The following is a 17976-nucleotide window of genomic DNA, read 5'->3' on the forward strand; positions in this document are numbered from 1 at the left end:
CCCTCCGGGCGGGGGGGCTCCGCGCCACGTCCAGGTCACGCGTAGGCTGCGCCCCGTTATCCTTCCCACCTCGTGGTCCGCGCCCCCGCGCGCGTCCCCACGGCCCGATGCGACACGGAGGGCAGGACAACGGGTGGCCCAGATCCTCGTGCTGACGAACGCGCTCACCCCCTCGACCGACGTCCTGCCCGCCCTGGGGCTGCTGCCGCACACCGTCCGGGTCCTGCCCGCCGAGGCCTCCGTCCTCGTCGACGAGCCGACCTCCGACGCGGTCCTGGTCGACGGGCGCCGCGAGCTCGCCGCGGCCCGCTCGCTGTGCCGCCTGCTGCGCACCACCGGCCTCTCCCAGCCGCTGCTGCTGGTCGTCACCGAGGGCGGGATGGCCGCGGTGGCCGCGGACTGGGGCGCCGACGACGTCCTCCTCGACACCTGCGGGCCCGCCGAGCTCGACGCCCGGCTGCGGCTGGCCGCCGGGCGGGCGCACCGCTCGGCGGAGGACCCCGCGGGGGGCGCCCCCGACGAGATCCGCGCCGGGGACGTCGTCATCGACGAGGCCGCCTACTCCGCGCGGGTGCGCGGGCGCCAGCTGGACCTCACCTACAAGGAGTTCGAGCTCCTCAAGCACCTCGCCCAGCACCCGGGGCGGGTCTTCACCCGCGCCCAGCTGCTGCAGGAGGTGTGGGGCTACGACTACTTCGGCGGCACCCGCACCGTCGACGTCCACGTGCGGCGGCTGCGCGCCAAGCTGGGCGCGGAGCACGAGAACGCCATCGGCACCGTCCGCAACGTCGGCTACCGGTTCGTCTCCTCCGCCCGCGACCTGGCCGACGACCTCGCCCTGGGCGCGGAGCCGGAGGGCCTGGACCCCTCCCCCGACCTCGGGCGGGCGACGCCCCCCGGCCCCGGCCGGTGAGCCCCGCCCCCGCCGGCGCGACCGCCCTGCCCGGCCCCCTGCCCGGGGACGTCCACGACGCCGTCCTGGCGCTGGCCGCCGCGGCCTCCCGCGCCGACGGCGCCACGTCGCTGTCCGAGGACGCCGTCCTGCGCCTGCGGGCCGGGGACGGCGCGGTGCAGCACCTGGTGCGCCACGAGGACGGGGTCCTGGCCGGCTACGCCCAGCTGGTCCCCTCCGGCGACGGCGAGGGCGACGGGTTCGAGGGGGAGCTGCTGGTGCACCCCGGGCACCGCCGCCGCGGCCACGGCGGCGCCCTGCTCGCCGCGGTCGAGGAGCGCGCCGGCGCGCGGCCGGTGCGCCTGTGGTCCCACGGCGACACCCCCGGCGCGTCGGCGCTGGCCGCCCGCGCGGGCTGGACGCGCGCCCGCGAGCTGCTGCGGATGGAGCGGACGAGCGCCGGGCTGAGCGACCTCGCCGTCCCCGACCTCGCGGCCGGCCTGGCGGTGCGCCCCTTCGTGCCCGGCGCCGACGACGCGGCCTGGGTGGCGCTCAACGCCGCGGCCTTCGCCACCCACCCCGAGCAGGGGCGCTGGACCCTCGACGACCTGCGCGCGCGGCTGGCCGAACCCTGGTTCGACCCCGCGCTGCTGCTGCTGGCCGAGGCCCCGGACGGTCTCGCGGCGTTCTGCTGGATGAAGGTCGAGGACGGCCTCGGAGAGCTGTACGTCCTCGGGGTGGACCCGGCCCGCTCCGGCGCCGGGCTGGGCCGGGCGCTGCTGGTGCGGGGCCTGCGGGCCGTGGCCGGGCGGGTGGACCGCGTCGACCTGTACGTCGACGGGGACAACCTGCGCGCGGTGCGGCTCTACGCGGGGCTGGGCTTCTCCCGCGCCGCCACCGACGTCCAGTACGCCTCCGGCCCCCGGTGATCGTTCACCCGCCGTTCCCCTGACCTGCGCCGACGCGTCACCGGCGGGCGGCCGGCGGGTCACCGCGCGGGCCGGCGACGACGGGGCGCAGTGGCAGACTGGCGCCATGACGGCCACGACACGCGCCACCGCCCCCCTGCCTGCCGTGAGCCCGGTCGAGGAGCCGACCGAACTGCCCGAGGACCGCTTCGCCGACCGCGAGGTCTCCTGGCTGGCCTTCAACGAGCGCGTGCTGCAGCTGGCCGAGGACCCCGACGTCCACCTGCTGGAACGGGCCCGGTACCTGTCGATCTTCGCCAACAACCTCGACGAGTTCTTCATGGTCCGGGTCGCGGGGCTCAAGCGCCGCATCGCCACCGGTCTGGCCGTCACCGCCGCCAGCGGCCTGGAGCCGCGCCAGGTGCTCGACGCGATCGCCGTGCGCGCCCACGAGCTGACCGAGCGCCACGCCGCCGCCTTCCTGGGGTCGGTGCGCCCCGCGCTGGCCGAGGCCGGCATCACCATCGTGCGCTGGGACGAGCTCTCCCCCGGCGAGCAGGTCCGCCTGCACGGGTTCTTCCGCGACATGGTCTTCCCGGTGCTGACCCCGCTGGCGGTGGACCCGGCCCACCCGTTCCCCTACATCTCCGGGCTGTCCCTGAACCTGGCCGTCGTCGTGCGCAACCCGACCACGGACAAGGAGCACTTCGCCCGGGTGAAGGTGCCGCCGCTGCTGCCGCGGTTCGTCGCCGTCGAGCCGGCCGAGGGCGAGGACCCCCGCGACGCGCGGTTCGTTCCCCTGGAGGACGTCGTCGGCGTCCACCTGGACCAGCTGTTCCCCGGCATGGAGGTCGTGCAGCACCACACCTTCCGGGTCACCCGCAACGAGGACCTCGAGGTCGAGGAGGACGACGCGGAGAACCTGCTCCAGGCCCTGGAGAAGGAGCTCCTGCGCCGCCGCTTCGGCCCGGCCGTCCGCCTCGAGGTCGCCTCCGACATCGACCAGAAGGTGCGCGAGCTGCTGGTCCGCGAGCTGGGCGTGCACGAGCAGGAGGTCTACGAGCTCCCCGAGCCCCTCGACCTGCGCGGGCTCGGCGACATCGCCGACCTCGACCGCCCGGAGCTGAAGTTCCCCAAGTCCGTCGCGCGCACCCACCGCGACCTCACCGACGGCGCCGAGACGGCCAAGCCCTCCGACGTGTTCGCGGCCATCCGCAACCGCGACGTGCTGCTGCACCACCCCTACGACTCCTTCTCCACGAGCGTGCAGGCGTTCCTGGAGCAGGCCGCGGCGGACCCGAAGGTCCTGGCCATCAAGCAGACGCTGTACCGGACCTCGGGCGACTCCCCCATCGTCGACGCCCTCATCGACGCCGCCGAGGCCGGCAAGCAGGTCCTCGCGCTGGTCGAGATCAAGGCCCGCTTCGACGAGCAGGCCAACATCACCTGGGCCCGCAAGCTGGAGCAGGCCGGCGTGCACGTCGTCTATGGCCTGGTGGGGCTGAAGACGCACGCGAAGCTGAGCCTGGTGGTGCGCCAGGAGTCCGGCGGGCTGCGCCGCTACTGCCACATCGGCACGGGCAACTACAACCCCAAGACCGCGCGGGTCTACGAGGACATGGGGCTGCTCACCGCCGACCCGCAGGTCGGCGAGGACCTGACCCGCCTGTTCAACCAGCTCTCCGGCTACGCGCCCAAGACCGCCTACAAGCGGCTGCTGGTCGCGCCGCGCTCGCTGCGGACCGGGCTGGTGGACCGCATCGACCGCGAGATCGAGAACCACCGCCAGGGCCAGCCCTCCGGGGTCCGGATCAAGGTGAACTCGATCGTCGACGAGGGCGTCATCGACGCGCTGTATCGCGCCTCGGCGGCGGGCGTGCCCGTCGACGTGATCGTCCGCGGGATCTGCGCCCTCAAGCCGGGGGTGCCCGGGCTGAGCGAGAACATCCGCGTCCGCAGCATCCTGGGCCGGTTCCTCGAGCACAGCCGGATCTTCTGGTTCGCCTCCGGCGGCGACCCCGTCGCCATGATCGGCAGCGCGGACATGATGCACCGCAACCTGGACCGCCGCGTCGAGGCCGTCGTGCGGCTCAACGACCCGCGGCACGTGCGCGAGGTCTCGCAGCTGCTCGACCAGTGCATGGCCGACACCACGAGCTCGTGGCACCTGGGCGCGGACGGGACGTGGACGCGCCACCACCGCGACGCCGACGGGGCCCCGCTGACGGACCTGCAGGAGCACATCATCGCCACCCGCCCGGGTCGGCGCCCGAGCTCGCGCCGCCGCCGGTGAGCCGCTCCTCGACGCTGCGCCCGGGGCGGGACCCCGGGGTCGACGTGGAGGCCGCGGGCTGCGTCGCGGTCCGGGCCGGCGCGGAGGGGGTGGAGGTGCTGCTGGTGCGCCGCCCCGCCACCGCCACCCGTCCCGCGGACTGGTCCTGGCCCAAGGGCAAGCTCGACCACGGCGAGCACCCCGCCGTGGCCGCCGTGCGCGAGACGGCCGAGGAGACCGGGGTCCGGGTCCACCTGGGCCCCGCCCTGCCCGAGCAGCGCTACCCGGTGGCCGGCGGGCTGCGCAAGCGGGTGCGCTACTGGCTGGCGCGCCCGGCGGCCCCGGCCGACCCGGCCGTCGTCGACGCCGCCGACCCCGACGAGATCGAGGAGTCCGCGTGGGTCTACCCCGCGCGGGCCCGGGAGCTGCTGACCCACGCCGCCGACGTGGACCTCCTCGACGCGGCCCTGCCCGGCGGGCTCCCGCCGGAGCGCACGTGGCCGCTGGTCGTGGTCCGCCACGCGCGGGCCGTCAAGCGCACCGACTGGCGCGGGCTGGAGGGCGAGCGCCCGCTGCTGGAGCGCGGGCACGCGCAGTCGCGGGAGCTGGCGCCGCTGCTGGCCTGCTTCGACCTGCGCCAGCTGGTCACCTCCCCCTGGGCGCGGTGCGTGCAGACGCTGCTGCCGGCGGCGGAGCTGCTGGGGCTGCCGCTCACCGAGGAGGACCCGCTCACCGAGGCCGGCCACGAGACCGACCCGGACGGGGCGGTGAAGCTGCTCGAGGGGCTGCTCGCCGAGGGCGCCGGGGTGGCGGTGTGCTCGCACGGGCCGGTGCTGCCGACGCTGCAGGGCGTGCTGGCCGGGCGCGTCGACGGCGGCCGCGGGGGTGGCGACGGTGACGGCACCGGGCGGGCGGCGGTCCTGCGGCACCGGCTGGGCAAGGCGGAGCTCGTCGTCGCCCACGTGGCCGACCGCGGCTCGACCGCCCGGGTGGTCTCCGTGCAGCGTCACGGCGTCTGAAGCGCAGCGTCACGACGGGTGGGCCGTCCGGGTGGCTGCGGACGGTCACCCGGCCCTGACCTGCAGCGATCCCGTGACCCGCACGCACCGGTTCACCCGTTGGACGCCGTGCGGACGGTGACCATCCGCTGACCGGACGGGCCCGGTTCACCCGCCGTTAACCTGCGTCGAGCAACCCCGTCACCTCGCCCTCCTACCGTCCGGATCGACCGGGGAGCCACGTCCCGGTCAGCCGCGTCCGGGTTCCCGGCCGCCGACGATCCTCGAAAGGGACCGAAGTGACGTTCTCGACAGCCTCCCGCCTCCTCGGCCTCGCCGCCGTGGGTGTTCTCGCCCTCGCCGGTTGCGGCTCCGACGACAACACCGCAGGCAGCACGACCGAAGGCTCGGCCTCGTCGTCGGCTTCGACCGCCATCGACTGCGCCCCCGGCACCCTGAACGGCGAGGGGTCCAGCGCGCAGAAGAACGCCATCGACCAGGTCACCCAGGCCGGCTACCAGGCCCAGTGCACCGACGCCACGATCAACTACAACGCGACCGGCTCCGGCGCGGGCCGCAAGCAGTTCACCTCCGGCCAGGTCGACTGGGCCGGCTCGGACTCCGCGCTCAAGGAGGAGGAGGTCGCCGCGGCGACCGCCCGCTGCGAGGGCAACCAGGCCTGGAACCTGCCGATGGTCGCCGGCCCGATCGCCATCGCCTACAACGTCGACGGCGTGGACGACCTCGTCCTCGACGCCGCCACCGCCGCGAAGATCTTCTCCGGCACCATCACCACCTGGAACGACCCGGCCATCGCCGCGCTGAACCCCGACGCGACGCTGCCCAGCACCGCGATCAGCGTGTTCTTCCGCACCGGTACCTCCGGCACCACCGAGAACTTCACCAAGTACCTGCACGCCGCGGCCCCCGAGGCGTGGACCGCCGAGGGCAACCAGGAGTGGGCCGGCAAGGGCGAGGGCCGCGAGGGCTCCGCCGGTGTCGCGCAGGCCGTCGCCGGCGCCCCCGGCGGCATCACCTACGTCGAGTGGTCCTACGCCCAGGACAACAACCTGGCCGTCGCCCAGATCGACAACGGCTCCGGCGCCGTCGAGCTGACCGGCGAGTCCGCCGGCAAGACCGTCGCCACCGCCACCCAGACCGGCACCGGCAACGACCTGTCGCTGAAGATCGACTACGCGACCAAGGAGGCGGGCGCCTACCCGATCGTCCTGGTCACCTACGAGATCGTCTGCTCCAAGGGCCTGGACGCCGAGAAGACCGCCCTGCTGAAGTCCTTCCTCACCTACTTCGCCGAGGACGAGACCCAGGAGGGCCTGCAGGAGATCGGCTACGCGCCGCTCCCCGCCGAGGTCTCCGAGAAGGTCCGGACCGCCATCGAAGCCATCGCCTGACGCTCGAAGCGAGCGCAGCACCCGGGGCGGGCACCAGCACGACCGGTGCCCGCCCCCACCCGTACGACTCCCCGCCCCCCCCCACCGCACAGTGCAGGAGCACGATGTCCTCGATCACCGGCCGCTCGGCCGTCGAGCAGGGCCCAGGCCCCTCGGGTGACAAGGCTCGAGGCCGGCGACGGCTCGGCGACACCCTCTTCGGCGGCGGAGCCGGTCTGGCCGGCGTCATCGTCATCGCCATCGTCGCCTTCACCGGCGTCTTCCTCGCCATCAGCGCCGTCCCGTCGGTGCTGGACGACCAGGTCAACTTCCTCACCTCCACCGAGTGGCAGGCCACCCCGGGCGACCTGCGCTTCGGGATCCTGCAGATCCTCTGGACGACGGTCGCCATCTCGATCATCGCGATGATCATCGCGGTGCCCCTCGGGGTCGCGAACGCCCTCTTCCTCACCCAGTACGCCCCGCGGTGGCTGGCGCGCCCCGCCGCGAGCGTCATCGACCTGCTGGCCGCGATCCCCTCGATCGTCTACGGCCTCTGGGGCATCCAGGTGTTCGCCCCGCACGTGACCGGTCTGCAGACGTTCCTCAACGACGCGCTCGGCTGGTTCCCGCTCTTCGGCGGCCCGGTGAGCACCGGCACCGTGTTCATCGCCGGGATCGTCCTGGCCGTCATGGTCCTGCCGATCATCACGGCCATGTCCCGCGAGGTGTTCGCGCAGACCCCGGCCGCGCACAAGGAGGGCGCTCTCGCCCTCGGCGCGACGAAGTGGGAGATGATCCGCACCTCGGTCCTGCCCTTCGGCCGCGCGGGCGTCATCTCGGCCTCGATGCTCGGTCTCGGCCGCGCGCTCGGCGAGACGATCGCCATCACGATCATCGTCTCCAGCGTCGCCCCCGGCGCGGACTTCTTCAGCTCCCTGCTCCAGGGCGGTGAGACCTTCGCCTCGAAGATCGCCAACAACGCCGCGGAGTTCAACGACCCCGAGTCGACCGGCGCCTACATCGCCGCCGGCCTGGTCCTGTTCGTCCTGACCTTCGTGGTCAACGCCATCGCCCGCCTCATCATCAACCGCCGGAAGGCCTTCGCATGAGCGTCGTCGACACGGCTCCCGAGCGGGAACTGCCCGCCGCGCTGGAGGACTCCCGCGGACGGGGCGGGCGCGTGGTCCGCAACACCGTCGCGACGGTGGTCATGGTGCTGGCCTTCGTCATCGCCCTCATCCCGCTGGTGTGGATCCTCGCCACCGTCATCCAGAAGGGGGCGGCGCTGCTGCCCGACCCCTCGTGGTGGCTCAACTCCCAGCGCGGCATCACCCCGCGCATCGAGGGCGGCGGCGCCTACCACGCCATCCTCGGCACGCTGCTGCAGGCGCTGGCCACCGCGGTCATCGCCGTCCCGCTGGGGATCATGGCCGCGATCCTGCTCGTCGAGTACGGCGCGAGCCGGATCGCCCGCGTCGTGAGCTTCACCGTCGACATCCTCTCGGGGCTGCCCTCGATCGTCGCGGCGCTGTTCATCTACGCCTTCTGGGTGACCACGCTCGGCTTCGCCCGCTCCGGGTTCGCCGTCTCCCTGGCCCTGGTGCTGCTCATGGTCCCGGTCGTGGTCCGCTCCACCGAGGAGATGCTCAAGCTCGTCCCGATGGAGCTGCGCGAGGCGTCCTACGCGCTGGGCGTGCCGAAGTGGAAGACGATCGTGAGGATCGTCCTGCCGACCGCGTTCTCCGGCATCGTCACCGGCGTGCTGCTGGGCCTGGCCCGCGTCATGGGTGAGACCGCGCCCCTGCTGATCCTGGTCGGCTACTCGCAGTCGATCAACACCAACCTGTTCAGCGGCAACATGGCGGCGCTGCCGCTCATGATCAACAACGACCGTCAGCAGGCGCTGGCTCCCGCGGTGGAGCGCGTCTGGGCGGCCGCCCTCACACTGGTGCTCATCGTGCTGGTGCTCAACATCGCCGGTCGGGCCATCGCCCGCTTCAGCAGGCTCGAGAAGTAGGAGAGAACCCGTGGCCAAGCGCATCGACGTCAAGGACCTCAACGTCTACTACGGCAACTTCAAGGCCGTCGAGGACGTCTCGATGACCGTGGAGCCCCGCTCCGTGACGGCCTTCATCGGCCCGTCCGGCTGCGGGAAGTCGACCTTCCTCCGCACCCTCAACCGCATGCACGAGGTCATCCCCGGCGGTCGGGTCGAGGGCAGCGTCATGCTCGACGACGACGACCTCTACTCCTCCAAGATGGACCCGGTGAACGTCCGCCGGACCGTCGGCATGGTGTTCCAGCGCCCCAACCCGTTCCCCACGATGTCGATCTTCGACAACGTCGCGGCCGGGATGCGCCTCAACGGGGTCCGCAGCAAGAAGGTCCTCACCGAGGCCGTGGAGTCCTCGCTGCGCGGGGCCAACCTGTGGAACGAGGTCAAGGACCGCCTCGACAAGCCCGGCGCCGGGCTGTCCGGCGGTCAGCAGCAGCGGCTGTGCATCGCCCGCGCCATCGCGGTGAAGCCGCAGGTGCTCCTCATGGACGAGCCCTGCTCGGCCCTGGACCCGATCTCGACGCTGGCGATCGAGGACCTCATCGGGGAGCTGAAGAGCTCCTTCACGATCGTCATCGTCACCCACAACATGCAGCAGGCGGCCCGCGTCAGCGACAAGACGGCGTTCTTCAACCTCGCCGCCACCGGCAAGCCCGGGCGCCTCGTGGAGATCGACGACACCGCGACGATCTTCAGCAACCCCACGCAGAAGGCGACCGAGGACTACATCTCGGGCCGCTTCGGCTGAGCCGCCACCCGGCGCGAGCGGGGGCCGTCGTCCACCCGGACGACGGCCCCCGCTCGCGTCCGGCCCCGTCGGGCCGGGCCGTCAGACGAAGAGGCCGACCACGCCGTACACGGCGGCGGCGAAGAGGGCGGCGGCCGGCAGCGTCAGCACCCAGGCCGTCACCATGGTGCGCGCCACCCCCCAGCGCACCGCCGACAGCCGCTTGGTGGCGCCCACGCCCATGATCGCCGAGGAGATCGTGTGGGTGGTGGAGACGGGGGCGTGGAAGCCGATCGCGGCGACGTAGAGCACGGCGGCCGAGACGGACTCGGCGGCGAAGCCGCGGGCGGGGTCGAGGTGGATGATCCGCCGGCCCAGCGTGCGCATGATCCGCCAGCCGCCGGCGTAGGTGCCGAAGCTGATCGCGAGCGCCGCGGACAGCTTGACCCACCACGGGATGGCGGTGCCGGAGTGGAAGCCGCCGGCCACCAGGGCCAGGACGATGACGCCCATCGTCTTCTGCGCGTCCTGCAGGCCGTGCCCCAGCGACATGGCCGCGGCGGAGACGGTCTGGGCGACGCGGAAGCGGCGGTGGGTGGGGGCGGGGGCCTTGCGCCGGACGGCCCACAGGATGGCGACCATGACGAGGTAGCCGAGGACGAAGCCGGACAGCGGCGAGACCACCATCGGGACGACGACCTTGTCGAGGATCACGCTCCAGTGCACCGTCGTGCTGGAGGCGATGCCCGCCCCGGCGAGCGCGCCGATGAGGGCGTGCGAGCTGGAGGAAGGCAGCCCGAGGCGCCAGGTGATGAGGTTCCAGCCGATCGCCCCGAACAGGGCGGAGAGCACCACGGCCATGCCGTGGAGCCCGAGGCCGACGTCGACGATCCCCGAGCCGATGGTCTCGGCGACCCCGGTCCCGAGGAAGGCGCCGACGAGGTTGAAGATCGCGGCCATGCCCAGCGCGATGCGGGGGGTCAGCGCCCGCGTCGAGACGGAGGTCGCGATGGCGTTGGCGGCGTCGTGGAACCCGTTGGTGAAGTCGAAGCTGAGCGCGACGAGGACCACCACGAGGACGAGGGCGAGCTCCACCGGGTCAGGACTCCTTGACGGCGATGGTCTCCACCGTGTGCGCCACGTGCTCGAAGGCGTCGGCGGCGTCCTCGAGGGTCTCGATGATCTCCTTGTGCTTCATGATCGAGATGGCGTCGTAGCCGCCGTCGAAGAGCGCCGCGACCAGGCGCCGGTGGATCTGGTCGGCCTGGTTCTCCAGGCGGTTGATCTCCACCCAGTAGTCGGAGAGGTCCCCCGGCGAGCGCAGCCGCGGCATGGCCTCCGCGGTCAGCTCGGCCTGGCGGGCCAGGACCTGCACGATGTCGCCCACGCCGGGCAGCAGCTCACCGATCCGGTAGAGCACCATGAGGTCGACCGCGGCCTGCATGAGGTCCAGGCAGTCGTCCAGGCGCGAGGTGAGCTGGTAGATGTCCTCGCGGTCGAAGGGGGTGACGAAGGAGGAGTTGACCCGGCGCAGGACGGCGTGGGCCGCCTCGTCACCGCGGTGCTCCAGCTCCTCCATCTCCTTCCCGAGCTCCTCGCGGCGGGCCTGGTCGCTGCCGATGACCTCGGTGAGGACCGCGGTGGCCTCGACGAGGATCGTGCCGGTCCGGGCGAACATCTCGAAGAACGAGGTGTCCTGGGGGGTCAGTCGGAAACGCACGTCCATGCTCCGGGGAGGCTCGGGTTCGGCGGGTGGGGTGGCTCCCGGCCCGAGCAGCGACTCTAGGCGAGTCCGGACCCCGGGTCCGACGACCCCCGGGCCTCAGTCGAGCGCGGAGACGCCCTCGACGCCCAGGACGCGGTCCAGCTCCCCCTCCGGGAGGGGGCCGTCGCTCTCCGAGGCGGCGACGACGACGTCGGTGTAGAGCTCGATCTCCTCGGCCAGGGCGACGTCGGCGAGGGGGGCGCTGGCGGCGGGGACGACCCCGGGGCCCCGGTCGGGTGGCGGTGCGGAGCCGTCACCCGGCGGCGGAACGGGCGAGTGCGTCATGGTGGGCACCACCGTACGCCCGCCGGGCCCGCCCGCGGGGCCGGTCCGCGAGACCTCACCCCGCCGGGGCGGGGGCGCTGCGCGAGGAGGTGCCCGACGCGGTGGCGGTGGGGACGGTCAGGGGCGGGTGGTCCTCCTCGCCCAGGACGGTCCGCTGCAGGTTGACCTCGGCCAGCCCGAGCCCGCCGACGGTGACCTCGTCGTAGGCGAGGAGCCGGCCGGCGTCGTCCCCGCTGCGGCCGAAGTACAGCAGGGTGGCCGACAGCGGGAGGGGGGTGCCGTCGGCCAGCCGGGCGAGGCCGGCGGAGGTGACCCCGGCGCCGCCGGTGGTGCCCTCGACCATGACCCGGGTGCCGGAGGCGTGCAGCGTCACCGAGCGCTTGTGCAGGTGACCGGCGAGCACGAGCGGCACCCGCCCCTGCAGGGGGTCGAGACCGCTGGGGTCGTGGACGAGGGCGACGTCGACGGGGTCCTCGGGGTGGCTCTCGTCCCAGGTCCGGATGCCGTCGGCGAGGATCCGGTTGGCCTGCTCCTGCAGCTGCTCCGCGCTGCCGGTGGCCGCGGTGCCCTCGCCGTCGGGGGTGAAGACGGGGTCGCCCTGACCGGCGAGGACGAGACCGGCCACCTGGGCGGTGGAGCCCTGGTCGAGGACGATCGCGCCCTGGGCGGCGACCTGGGCCTGGGTGTCGCCGGAGTCGTGGTTGCCCCGGACCCAGACGTAGGGCACCCCGAGGCCGCCGATGCGCCCGAGGAAGCTGGCCTCGGCGGCCGTCCCCCAGGTCGTGGTGTCGCCGGTGTCGAGGACGGCCTGCACGCCGAACTGCTGCACGAGGTTCTCGGTGAGGTCGTAGCCGAGGGGGTTGAGGTGCAGGTCGGAGATGTGCAGGACGGTGGTCACGTCCTCCCCCAGGCCGGTGCCGGCGGCCCGGGCGTCGCCCAGGACGGGCAGGTTGGCGGCGGTGGCGTAGAGGGTGGAGACGCTGCGGACGATGTCGGAGAGGCCGCTGCGGTAGCTCTCCAGCCGGTCCAGGGCGTTCTGGGTGCTGGAGACGACGTAGGGGGCGCGGGAGAGCAGCCCGGTGAAGCGGGGCTGGCGCAGCGCGGCGGGGTCGAAGGTCGCCGCGGTCCCGGCGCCGGTGGCCACGACGACGACGAGCAGGGCGGCGCCGGTCTGCAGGGTCCGGCGCCGGCTGCGGTGGACGACGACGGCGGCCAGCAGCGCCCCGGCGGTGCCGCACGCGAGGCTGAGGGCGGCCGCGCGGACGGTCGCGGCGCGGACGGTGTCGGCGGCGGTGAGCTCCAGGGCCAGCAGCTGCTGCGGGGAGCGCACGAGCCGGGCGGCGGCGTCGACGTCGACGCTCTCGATGGTGGCGGTGACCACGATCGGGGCGCGGTGGGTGTCGAAGGTGACCTTCCCGACGGGGGGCAGGTCGACCTCGACGCCGGGGGTGAGGCTGGGCCGGACGCGCACCTCGGTCTGCAGCGGGCCGACGTAGGTGCCCGCGCCCGGGGCGAGGGCGAAGCCGACGCCGGCGCCCACCCCGGCGACGAGCAGGATCCCGAACCAGGGCAGCACGTGGCGGCGGGCGAAGCGCGCTCCGCGCCGGGCCGCGAGGCGCTGCCCCGCCGCCCGCCACCGCGCGGGGAGGCGGAGCGGGCGGGGTCGGGGCCGGCGGGTCGAGGGGGGCATCAGGAGGATCTTCGCGCAGGACGGCGCCGCGCGCCGCGCGCACCGCTCGCGTGTGCCGGGGCCGGGCCCGGGGTACGGGAGGGGCATGACCGACACGGCGCTCCCGCGCGACCTCCGCTCCCCCCGTCCCACCGGCCGGCCCGGGCCGGCCCTGGTCACCGGCTCGGAGTCCGGCATCGGCCGGGCCACGGCGGTGGAACTGGCCCGGCGCGGCCACGACGTCGCGATCACCTGGTTCCGCGACGAGGCCGCCGGGACCGCGACCGCGGAGGAGGTGCGCGCGCTGGGCCGGAGGGCGGTCCTGCGCCACGTCGACCTGCGCGACCTGCCGGGGGCGGCCGACGTGGTGGACGACGTCGCCGCGGAGCTGGGCGGGCTGGAGGTGCTCGTCAACGACGCCGGGACGGGGACGGCGACGCCGCTGCTGGACCTGTCGTTCGCGGACTGGCGGGAGGTGCTGGCGGTGGACCTCGACGCGGCGTTCCTGTTCCTGCAGCGCGCGGCGCGGGTGATGGTGGCGGCCGGGCGGGGCGGGCGGGTCGTCAACGTCACCAGCGTCCACGAGCACCAGCCGCGGGTGGGCGCGGCGCCCTACTGCGCGGCCAAGGGCGGGCTGGGGCTGCTGACCCGCACGGCGGCGATCGAGCTGGCCGAGCACGGGATCACGGTGAACGCGGTCGCGCCGGGGGAGATCGCGACGCCGATGACGGGGCAGAAGGACACCGACCCGCACGGGGAGGACCGCCCGGGGGTGCCGCTGGGCCGTCCGGGTGACGCCCGCGAGGTCGCGGCGGTCATCGGCTTCCTGTGCTCCGCGGAGGCCTCCTACGTGACGGGGGCCTCCTGGCCGGTGGACGGCGGGATGCTGCAGATGGGGCCGATGGCGGGGTCGCACCTGACCGCGGACGACTGGCGCCGTCCCTGAGTCAGGCTTCCCTTCCTTGACTGGTTCCAGACTGGACTGCTTGAGTCGACCCGTGACCAGTGTCGAGCGCCTGCGGGCGAGGGGCCTGCGGGCCACCCGGCCCCGGGTCGTCGTGCTCGACGTCCTCGACGCGGCCCGCGCGGACCACGAGCACCTCCCCGTCGCCCGCGTCGCCGAGCGCGCCCGCGCCGTGCTGCCGACGGTCTCGACCCAGGCCGTCTACGACTGCCTGGACGCCCTGACCGGAGCGGGCCTCGCCCGCTGCATCGAGCCCGCGGGCCACCCCGCGCGCTACGAGGCGCGGGTGGGCGACAACCACCACCACCTGGTGTGCCGCGGGTGCGGCGCCACCGTCGACGTGGACTGCACCACCGGCCACGCCCCCTGTCTCTCGCCCTCCGACACCGCCGGTTTCGCCGTCGAGGAGGCCGAAGTGGTGTTCTGGGGCCGTTGCCCCGAGTGCCGCACCCCGTCCACCCCCCCACCAGCAGAGCGTGAACGAGAGGAAGTGCGATGACCGACGTCGCGAGCCAGTCCTCGGCCCCCGGGGACGAGCGCCCGGTCCTGACCAACCGCCAGGGCCACCCGGTCTACGACAACCAGAACCAGCGCACCGTCGGGGCCCGCGGCCCCGCCACGCTGGAGAACTACCAGTTCCTCGAGAAGATCAGCCACTTCGACCGCGAGCGCATCCCCGAGCGCGTCGTGCACGCCCGCGGCACGACGGCGTTCGGCTACTTCGAGGCCTACGGCAGCTTCGGCGACGAGCCGATCTCGAAGTACACCCGCGCGAAGCTGTTCCAGGAGAAGGGCAAGCGCACCGACCTGGCGATCCGCTTCTCCACCGTCGCCGGTGGCCGCGACTCCGCCGAGACCCTGCGCGACCCGCGCGGCTTCGCCGTGAAGATGTACACCGAGGACGGCAACTGGGACCTCGTCGGCAACAACCTGGGTGTCTTCTTCATCCGCGACGCGATCAAGTTCCCGGACTTCATCCACTCCCAGAAGCCGGACCCGGTCACCTTCGACCGCCAGGTGCCCAACCGCGTCTTCGACTTCGCGAGCCAGACGCCGGAGTCGCTGCACATGTTCACCCTGGTGTTCTCCCCCCGCGGGATCCCGGCCAGCTACCGCACCCAGCAGGGCTTCGGGGTGAACACCTACAAGTGGGTGAACTCCGAGGGCGAGACGGTCCTGGTGAAGTACCACTGGCACCCCAAGCAGGGCGTCAAGAGCTGGACCTCCGCCGACGCCGCCGCCGTGCAGGCCCAGGACCTCGGCCCGCACACCCGCGACCTCTACGCCGCGATCGACGCCGGTGACTACCCCGAGTGGGAGCTGCTCGTCCAGACGATGAGCGACGAGGAGCACCCCGAGCTGGACTTCGACCCGCTGGACGACACCAAGGTGTGGCCGGAGAACCTCTTCCCGCTCACCCCGATCGGGAAGATGGTCCTCAACCGCAAGCCGGTGGACTTCTTCACCGAGTCCGAGCAGATCGCCTTCGGCACCGGCGTCCTGGTCGACGGCCTGGACTTCTCCGACGACAAGATGCTCGTGGGCCGGACGTTCTCCTACTCCGACACCCAGCGCTACCGCGTGGGCCCGAACTACCTGCAGCTGCCGGTCAACGCGGCCAAGGTCCCGGTGCGCACCAACCAGCGCGACGGGCAGATGGCCTACGGCGTCGACGGCCGCGGCGAGAACCCGACGGTGAACTACGAGCCGTCGATCATCGGCGGGCTGCGCGAGGGCACCTACCCCACCCACGACGAGCAGGGCCCGGTCATCACCGGTCGCGTGACCCGCAAGCGGATCCCGCGCACCAACGACTACCAGCAGGCCGGGGAGCGCTTCCAGCTCTCCGAGGACTGGGAGAAGGACGAGCTCGTCGCGAACTTCGTCGACGCGCTCTCGCAGTGCATCCGCCCCATCCAGGAGCGCATGGTCTGGCACATGTTCATGGCCGACGACGAGTACGGCCGTCGCGTGGGCGAGGGCCTGGGCATCACCGCCGACGACGTCCGTCACCTGGAGCCGCTGCAGACGCAGACCCTGACCGAGGAGGAGCTGCAGCGCGCGGCGAACCTCGGCAAGAACGGCCCGCGCGACGTCACCGGCCTGGTCATGACCCACGCCGTGCCGAACGAGCGCGACGTCCGGGCCTGATCCGGAGGGTCTGACCCGGAGGGTCTGACCCGCAGCGCGTGAGGGCGCCGGTCCCCGTGGGGGCCGGCGCCCTCCGTCGTCTCAGGGGGTCAGCGCGTCGGTGCGCCGGCGGGCGTGGGCCCACCACAGCGGGGCCGCGCCGGCGGCGTACGCGAGCCCCAGCGGCAGCGCGAGCGTGCGGTTGGGCCGCGGGTTCCCGCCGCGGCGCATCCGCTCCGGCAGGCCCCGGCCGAACCACCACACGGGCAGGCAGGCGGTGGAGAGCACGAGGTGCCCGATCGCCAGGGACGACTCGTGGGCGGGGATCACGTCGGGGTCCACCGGGGCGGTGCGGTCGCGGGTCGCGGCGTCCCACACCGCGTCGGCGGCGGCCATCACCGCTCCCGCCGCGAAGGCGACCCCGCACTGCGCGGCCAGGCGCCGTCCCCGGCCGGGCAGGTCGTAGGTGCGCTGGCCCAGTCCGACGACGAGGCCGTCGAGGGCGGTGTTGACGAGCGCGAGGATCCGGGCGAGGTGGATCGGCTCCATGACCGGGCAACGGGCGGTCCGGACGGGGCGTTCCGGTCAGCGGGCGGCGTGCTCCGCCCGCGCCGCGGCGACCTGGGGCACCGACGCCTCGAGGAGGTCGGCGAGGGCGCGCAGCCGCTCGGCGACGGCCGCGCCCAGCGGGGTGAGCTCGTACTCCACGCGCGGCGGGATCGCGGTGACGACGTCGCGGGTGAGCATCCCGTCGCGCTCCAGCGCCTGCAGGGTCTGCGACAGCATCTTCTCGCTGACCCCGTCCACTTTGCGGCGCAGCGCGTTGAACCGGAACGTCCCCTCCCCCAGGGCGAGCAGGACGAGCGAGGCCCACTTCGAGGTGACGTCCTCGAAGGCCGCGCGGGAGGTGCAGCCGCGGGCGAACACGTCGGCGACGAGGTCGGGCGCGGGTCCGTCGGTCACTCTCGCAGAGTACCGCGGGAACACCTGGCACTGTCGAAGGGTTAGTGCCTGCGATCGCACAGCGCCCACCCGAGGAGAACCCCGTGACCACCTACGCCGTCACCGCCGCGAGCGGCCAGCTCGGCCGCCTCGCCGTCGAGGCCCTGCTCGCCCGCGGCGAGCGCGACGTCGTCGCCGTCGTCCGCACCCCCGCCAAGGTCGCCGACCTCGCCGAGCGCGGCGTGCAGGTCCGCGCGGGCGACTACGACGACCGCGCCGCGCTCACCGCGGCCCTGCGGGGTGTGGACCGGGTCCTGCTCGTCTCCGGCGACACCCCCGGGGCGCGCCTGGCCCAGCACGCCAACGTCGTCGAGGCCGCGAAGGCCGCCGGGGTCAGCCGCATCGCCTACACCGGCCTCCTGCGCGCCGACGTCTCGGGCAGCCCGCTGGCCCCCGACCACGTGGCCACCGAGGAGCTCCTGGCCGCCTCCGGGCTCGAGGTCACCGTCCTGCGCAACAGCTGGTACCTGGAGAACCAGACCGCCCAGCTCGACCGGTACCTCGCCGCCGGCGAGGTCGTCGGTTCCGCGCACGACGGGCGGATCAGCGCCGCCTCCCGCGCCGACTACGCCGAGGCCGCCGTCGCCGCCCTGACCGCCGAGGCGCCCGAGCCCGTCTACGAGCTGGCCGGGGAGAGCTTCGACCTCGCCGAGCTGGCCGCCACCGTCACCGAGGTCACTGGCACCCCGGTCACCTACCGCGACCTCGGCACCGAGGAGCACGTGGCGGTCCTGCGCGAGGCCGGCCTCGACGAGGGGACCGCCCGCTTCGTCGCCGCGCTGGACGCCTCCACCGCCGCGGGGGACCTGCTGACCGACCGCGACGACCTGGCCCGGCTGCTCGGGCGCCCCGCCACGACGCTGGCCGAGGCCGTCCGCGCCGCCCGGGCCTGAACCCCGTCGCGCACGGTGGCA

At 73.8% G+C, this 17976-nt stretch carries 18 protein-coding genes; 12 read left to right on the forward strand and 6 right to left on the reverse strand.

What is annotated here, in order from left to right; genetic code table 11:
• Positions 1–133 precede the first annotated feature (133 nt).
• The 8 genes from KRAD_RS06725 to pstB all read left to right on the forward strand — a co-directional run bounded on the left by KRAD_RS06725 (position 134) and on the right by pstB (position 9268).
• Entirely contained in the window at positions 134–913 is a 780-nt protein-coding gene (locus KRAD_RS06725) for a winged helix-turn-helix transcriptional regulator (RefSeq protein ID WP_012084783.1), read from the forward strand.
• Positions 910–1821 (forward strand): mycothiol synthase, encoded by a 912-nt coding sequence (mshD, locus tag KRAD_RS06730; protein WP_012084784.1) that lies wholly within the window; start codon positions 910–912, stop codon positions 1819–1821. The genes KRAD_RS06725 and mshD overlap by 4 nt, the downstream gene beginning before the upstream one ends.
• 106 nt (positions 1822–1927) lie before the next feature.
• The gene (locus KRAD_RS06735; RefSeq protein ID WP_012084785.1) at positions 1928–4093 is read left to right on the forward strand and encodes an RNA degradosome polyphosphate kinase; all 2166 of its coding nucleotides are present in this window, start codon (positions 1928–1930) and stop codon (positions 4091–4093) included.
• Entirely contained in the window at positions 4090–5091 is a 1002-nt protein-coding gene (locus KRAD_RS06740) for an NUDIX hydrolase (RefSeq protein ID WP_012084786.1), read from the forward strand. The genes KRAD_RS06735 and KRAD_RS06740 overlap by 4 nt, the downstream gene beginning before the upstream one ends.
• A 278-nt stretch (positions 5092–5369) precedes the next feature.
• Positions 5370–6482, forward strand: a complete 1113-nt coding sequence (pstS, locus tag KRAD_RS06745) for a phosphate ABC transporter substrate-binding protein PstS (protein WP_012084788.1) — start codon at positions 5370–5372, stop codon at positions 6480–6482.
• Positions 6483–6586: 104 nt separating this feature from the next.
• Positions 6587–7573, forward strand: a complete 987-nt coding sequence (gene pstC / locus KRAD_RS06750; RefSeq protein ID WP_012084789.1) for a phosphate ABC transporter permease subunit PstC — start codon at positions 6587–6589, stop codon at positions 7571–7573.
• A complete protein-coding gene (gene pstA / locus KRAD_RS06755) occupies positions 7570–8481 on the forward strand; it encodes a phosphate ABC transporter permease PstA (protein WP_012084790.1) in 912 nt (303 codons plus the stop codon). The genes pstC and pstA overlap by 4 nt, the downstream gene beginning before the upstream one ends.
• 10 nt (positions 8482–8491) lie before the next feature.
• Positions 8492–9268 carry a phosphate ABC transporter ATP-binding protein PstB gene (gene pstB, locus KRAD_RS06760; protein ID WP_012084791.1) on the forward strand — a complete coding sequence of 259 codons (777 nt, stop codon included), beginning with the start codon at positions 8492–8494 and terminating at the stop codon, positions 9266–9268.
• 81 nt (positions 9269–9349) lie between these two features.
• On the opposite strand, the gene KRAD_RS06765 is transcribed toward pstB, so the two are convergent.
• The 4 genes from KRAD_RS06765 to KRAD_RS06780 form a co-directional block, all read right to left on the reverse strand.
• On the reverse strand, positions 9350–10342 hold the full coding sequence (locus KRAD_RS06765; RefSeq protein ID WP_012084792.1) for an inorganic phosphate transporter: 993 nt from the start codon (positions 10340–10342) through the stop codon (positions 9350–9352).
• Between the two features lie 4 nt (positions 10343–10346).
• On the reverse strand, positions 10347–10967 hold the full coding sequence (locus KRAD_RS06770; RefSeq protein WP_012084793.1) for a DUF47 domain-containing protein: 621 nt from the start codon (positions 10965–10967) through the stop codon (positions 10347–10349).
• A 102-nt stretch (positions 10968–11069) separates the two neighbouring features.
• Positions 11070–11297: a hypothetical protein gene (locus KRAD_RS06775; RefSeq protein ID WP_012084794.1), complete on the reverse strand. Its 228-nt coding sequence runs from the start codon at positions 11295–11297 to the stop codon at positions 11070–11072.
• Between the two features lie 55 nt (positions 11298–11352).
• A complete protein-coding gene (locus KRAD_RS06780) occupies positions 11353–12987 on the reverse strand; it encodes a metallophosphoesterase family protein (RefSeq protein WP_012084795.1) in 1635 nt (544 codons plus the stop codon).
• 85 nt (positions 12988–13072) lie between these two features.
• Between KRAD_RS06780 and KRAD_RS06785 the strand changes: the two genes are divergently transcribed.
• Genes KRAD_RS06785 through KRAD_RS06795 form a run of 3 tightly spaced genes read left to right on the forward strand, consistent with a single transcriptional unit; the run spans position 13073 to position 16081 of the window.
• Positions 13073–13912, forward strand: a complete 840-nt coding sequence (locus tag KRAD_RS06785) for an SDR family oxidoreductase (RefSeq protein WP_012084796.1) — start codon at positions 13073–13075, stop codon at positions 13910–13912.
• Positions 13913–13964: 52 nt separating this feature from the next.
• Complete coding sequence (locus KRAD_RS06790; RefSeq protein WP_012084797.1) at positions 13965–14429, forward strand: Fur family transcriptional regulator; 465 nt, start codon at positions 13965–13967, stop codon at positions 14427–14429.
• On the forward strand, positions 14426–16081 hold the full coding sequence (locus KRAD_RS06795) for a catalase (RefSeq protein ID WP_012084798.1): 1656 nt from the start codon (positions 14426–14428) through the stop codon (positions 16079–16081). The genes KRAD_RS06790 and KRAD_RS06795 overlap by 4 nt, the downstream gene beginning before the upstream one ends.
• 81 nt (positions 16082–16162) lie before the next feature.
• Here KRAD_RS06795 and KRAD_RS06800 read toward each other — a convergent pair whose 3' ends face one another.
• The gene (locus tag KRAD_RS06800; protein WP_012084799.1) at positions 16163–16609 is read right to left on the reverse strand and encodes a hypothetical protein; all 447 of its coding nucleotides are present in this window, start codon (positions 16607–16609) and stop codon (positions 16163–16165) included.
• Positions 16610–16645: 36 nt separating this feature from the next.
• Positions 16646–17023, reverse strand: a complete 378-nt coding sequence (locus KRAD_RS06805; RefSeq protein ID WP_041291947.1) for a winged helix-turn-helix transcriptional regulator — start codon at positions 17021–17023, stop codon at positions 16646–16648.
• An 83-nt stretch (positions 17024–17106) separates the two neighbouring features.
• On the opposite strand from KRAD_RS06805, the gene KRAD_RS06810 reads away from it, so the two are divergent.
• Entirely contained in the window at positions 17107–17955 is an 849-nt protein-coding gene (locus tag KRAD_RS06810; protein ID WP_012084801.1) for an NAD(P)H-binding protein, read from the forward strand.
• Positions 17956–17976 lie beyond the last annotated feature (21 nt).

This window comes from Kineococcus radiotolerans SRS30216 = ATCC BAA-149 (assembly GCF_000017305.1).
GTDB lineage: Bacteria > Actinomycetota > Actinomycetes > Actinomycetales > Kineococcaceae > Kineococcus > Kineococcus radiotolerans.

Bases quoted from the DNA above. Each gene is read 5' to 3' on its own strand.
- KRAD_RS06735 (WP_012084785.1), top strand. From the start codon at position 1,928: ATGACGGCCACGACACGCGCCACCGCCCCCCTGCCTGCCGTGAGCCCG.
- pstC (WP_012084789.1), top strand. From the start codon at position 6,587: ATGTCCTCGATCACCGGCCGCTCGGCCGTCGAGCAGGGCCCAGGCCCC.
- pstA (WP_012084790.1), top strand. From the start codon at position 7,570: ATGAGCGTCGTCGACACGGCTCCCGAGCGGGAACTGCCCGCCGCGCTG.
- KRAD_RS06775 (WP_012084794.1), bottom strand. From the start codon at position 11,297: ATGACGCACTCGCCCGTTCCGCCGCCGGGTGACGGCTCCGCACCGCCA.
- KRAD_RS06780 (WP_012084795.1), bottom strand. From the start codon at position 12,987: ATGCCCCCCTCGACCCGCCGGCCCCGACCCCGCCCGCTCCGCCTCCCC.
- KRAD_RS06785 (WP_012084796.1), top strand. From the start codon at position 13,073: ATGACCGACACGGCGCTCCCGCGCGACCTCCGCTCCCCCCGTCCCACC.
- KRAD_RS06795 (WP_012084798.1), top strand. From the start codon at position 14,426: ATGACCGACGTCGCGAGCCAGTCCTCGGCCCCCGGGGACGAGCGCCCG.
- KRAD_RS06800 (WP_012084799.1), bottom strand. From the start codon at position 16,609: ATGGAGCCGATCCACCTCGCCCGGATCCTCGCGCTCGTCAACACCGCC.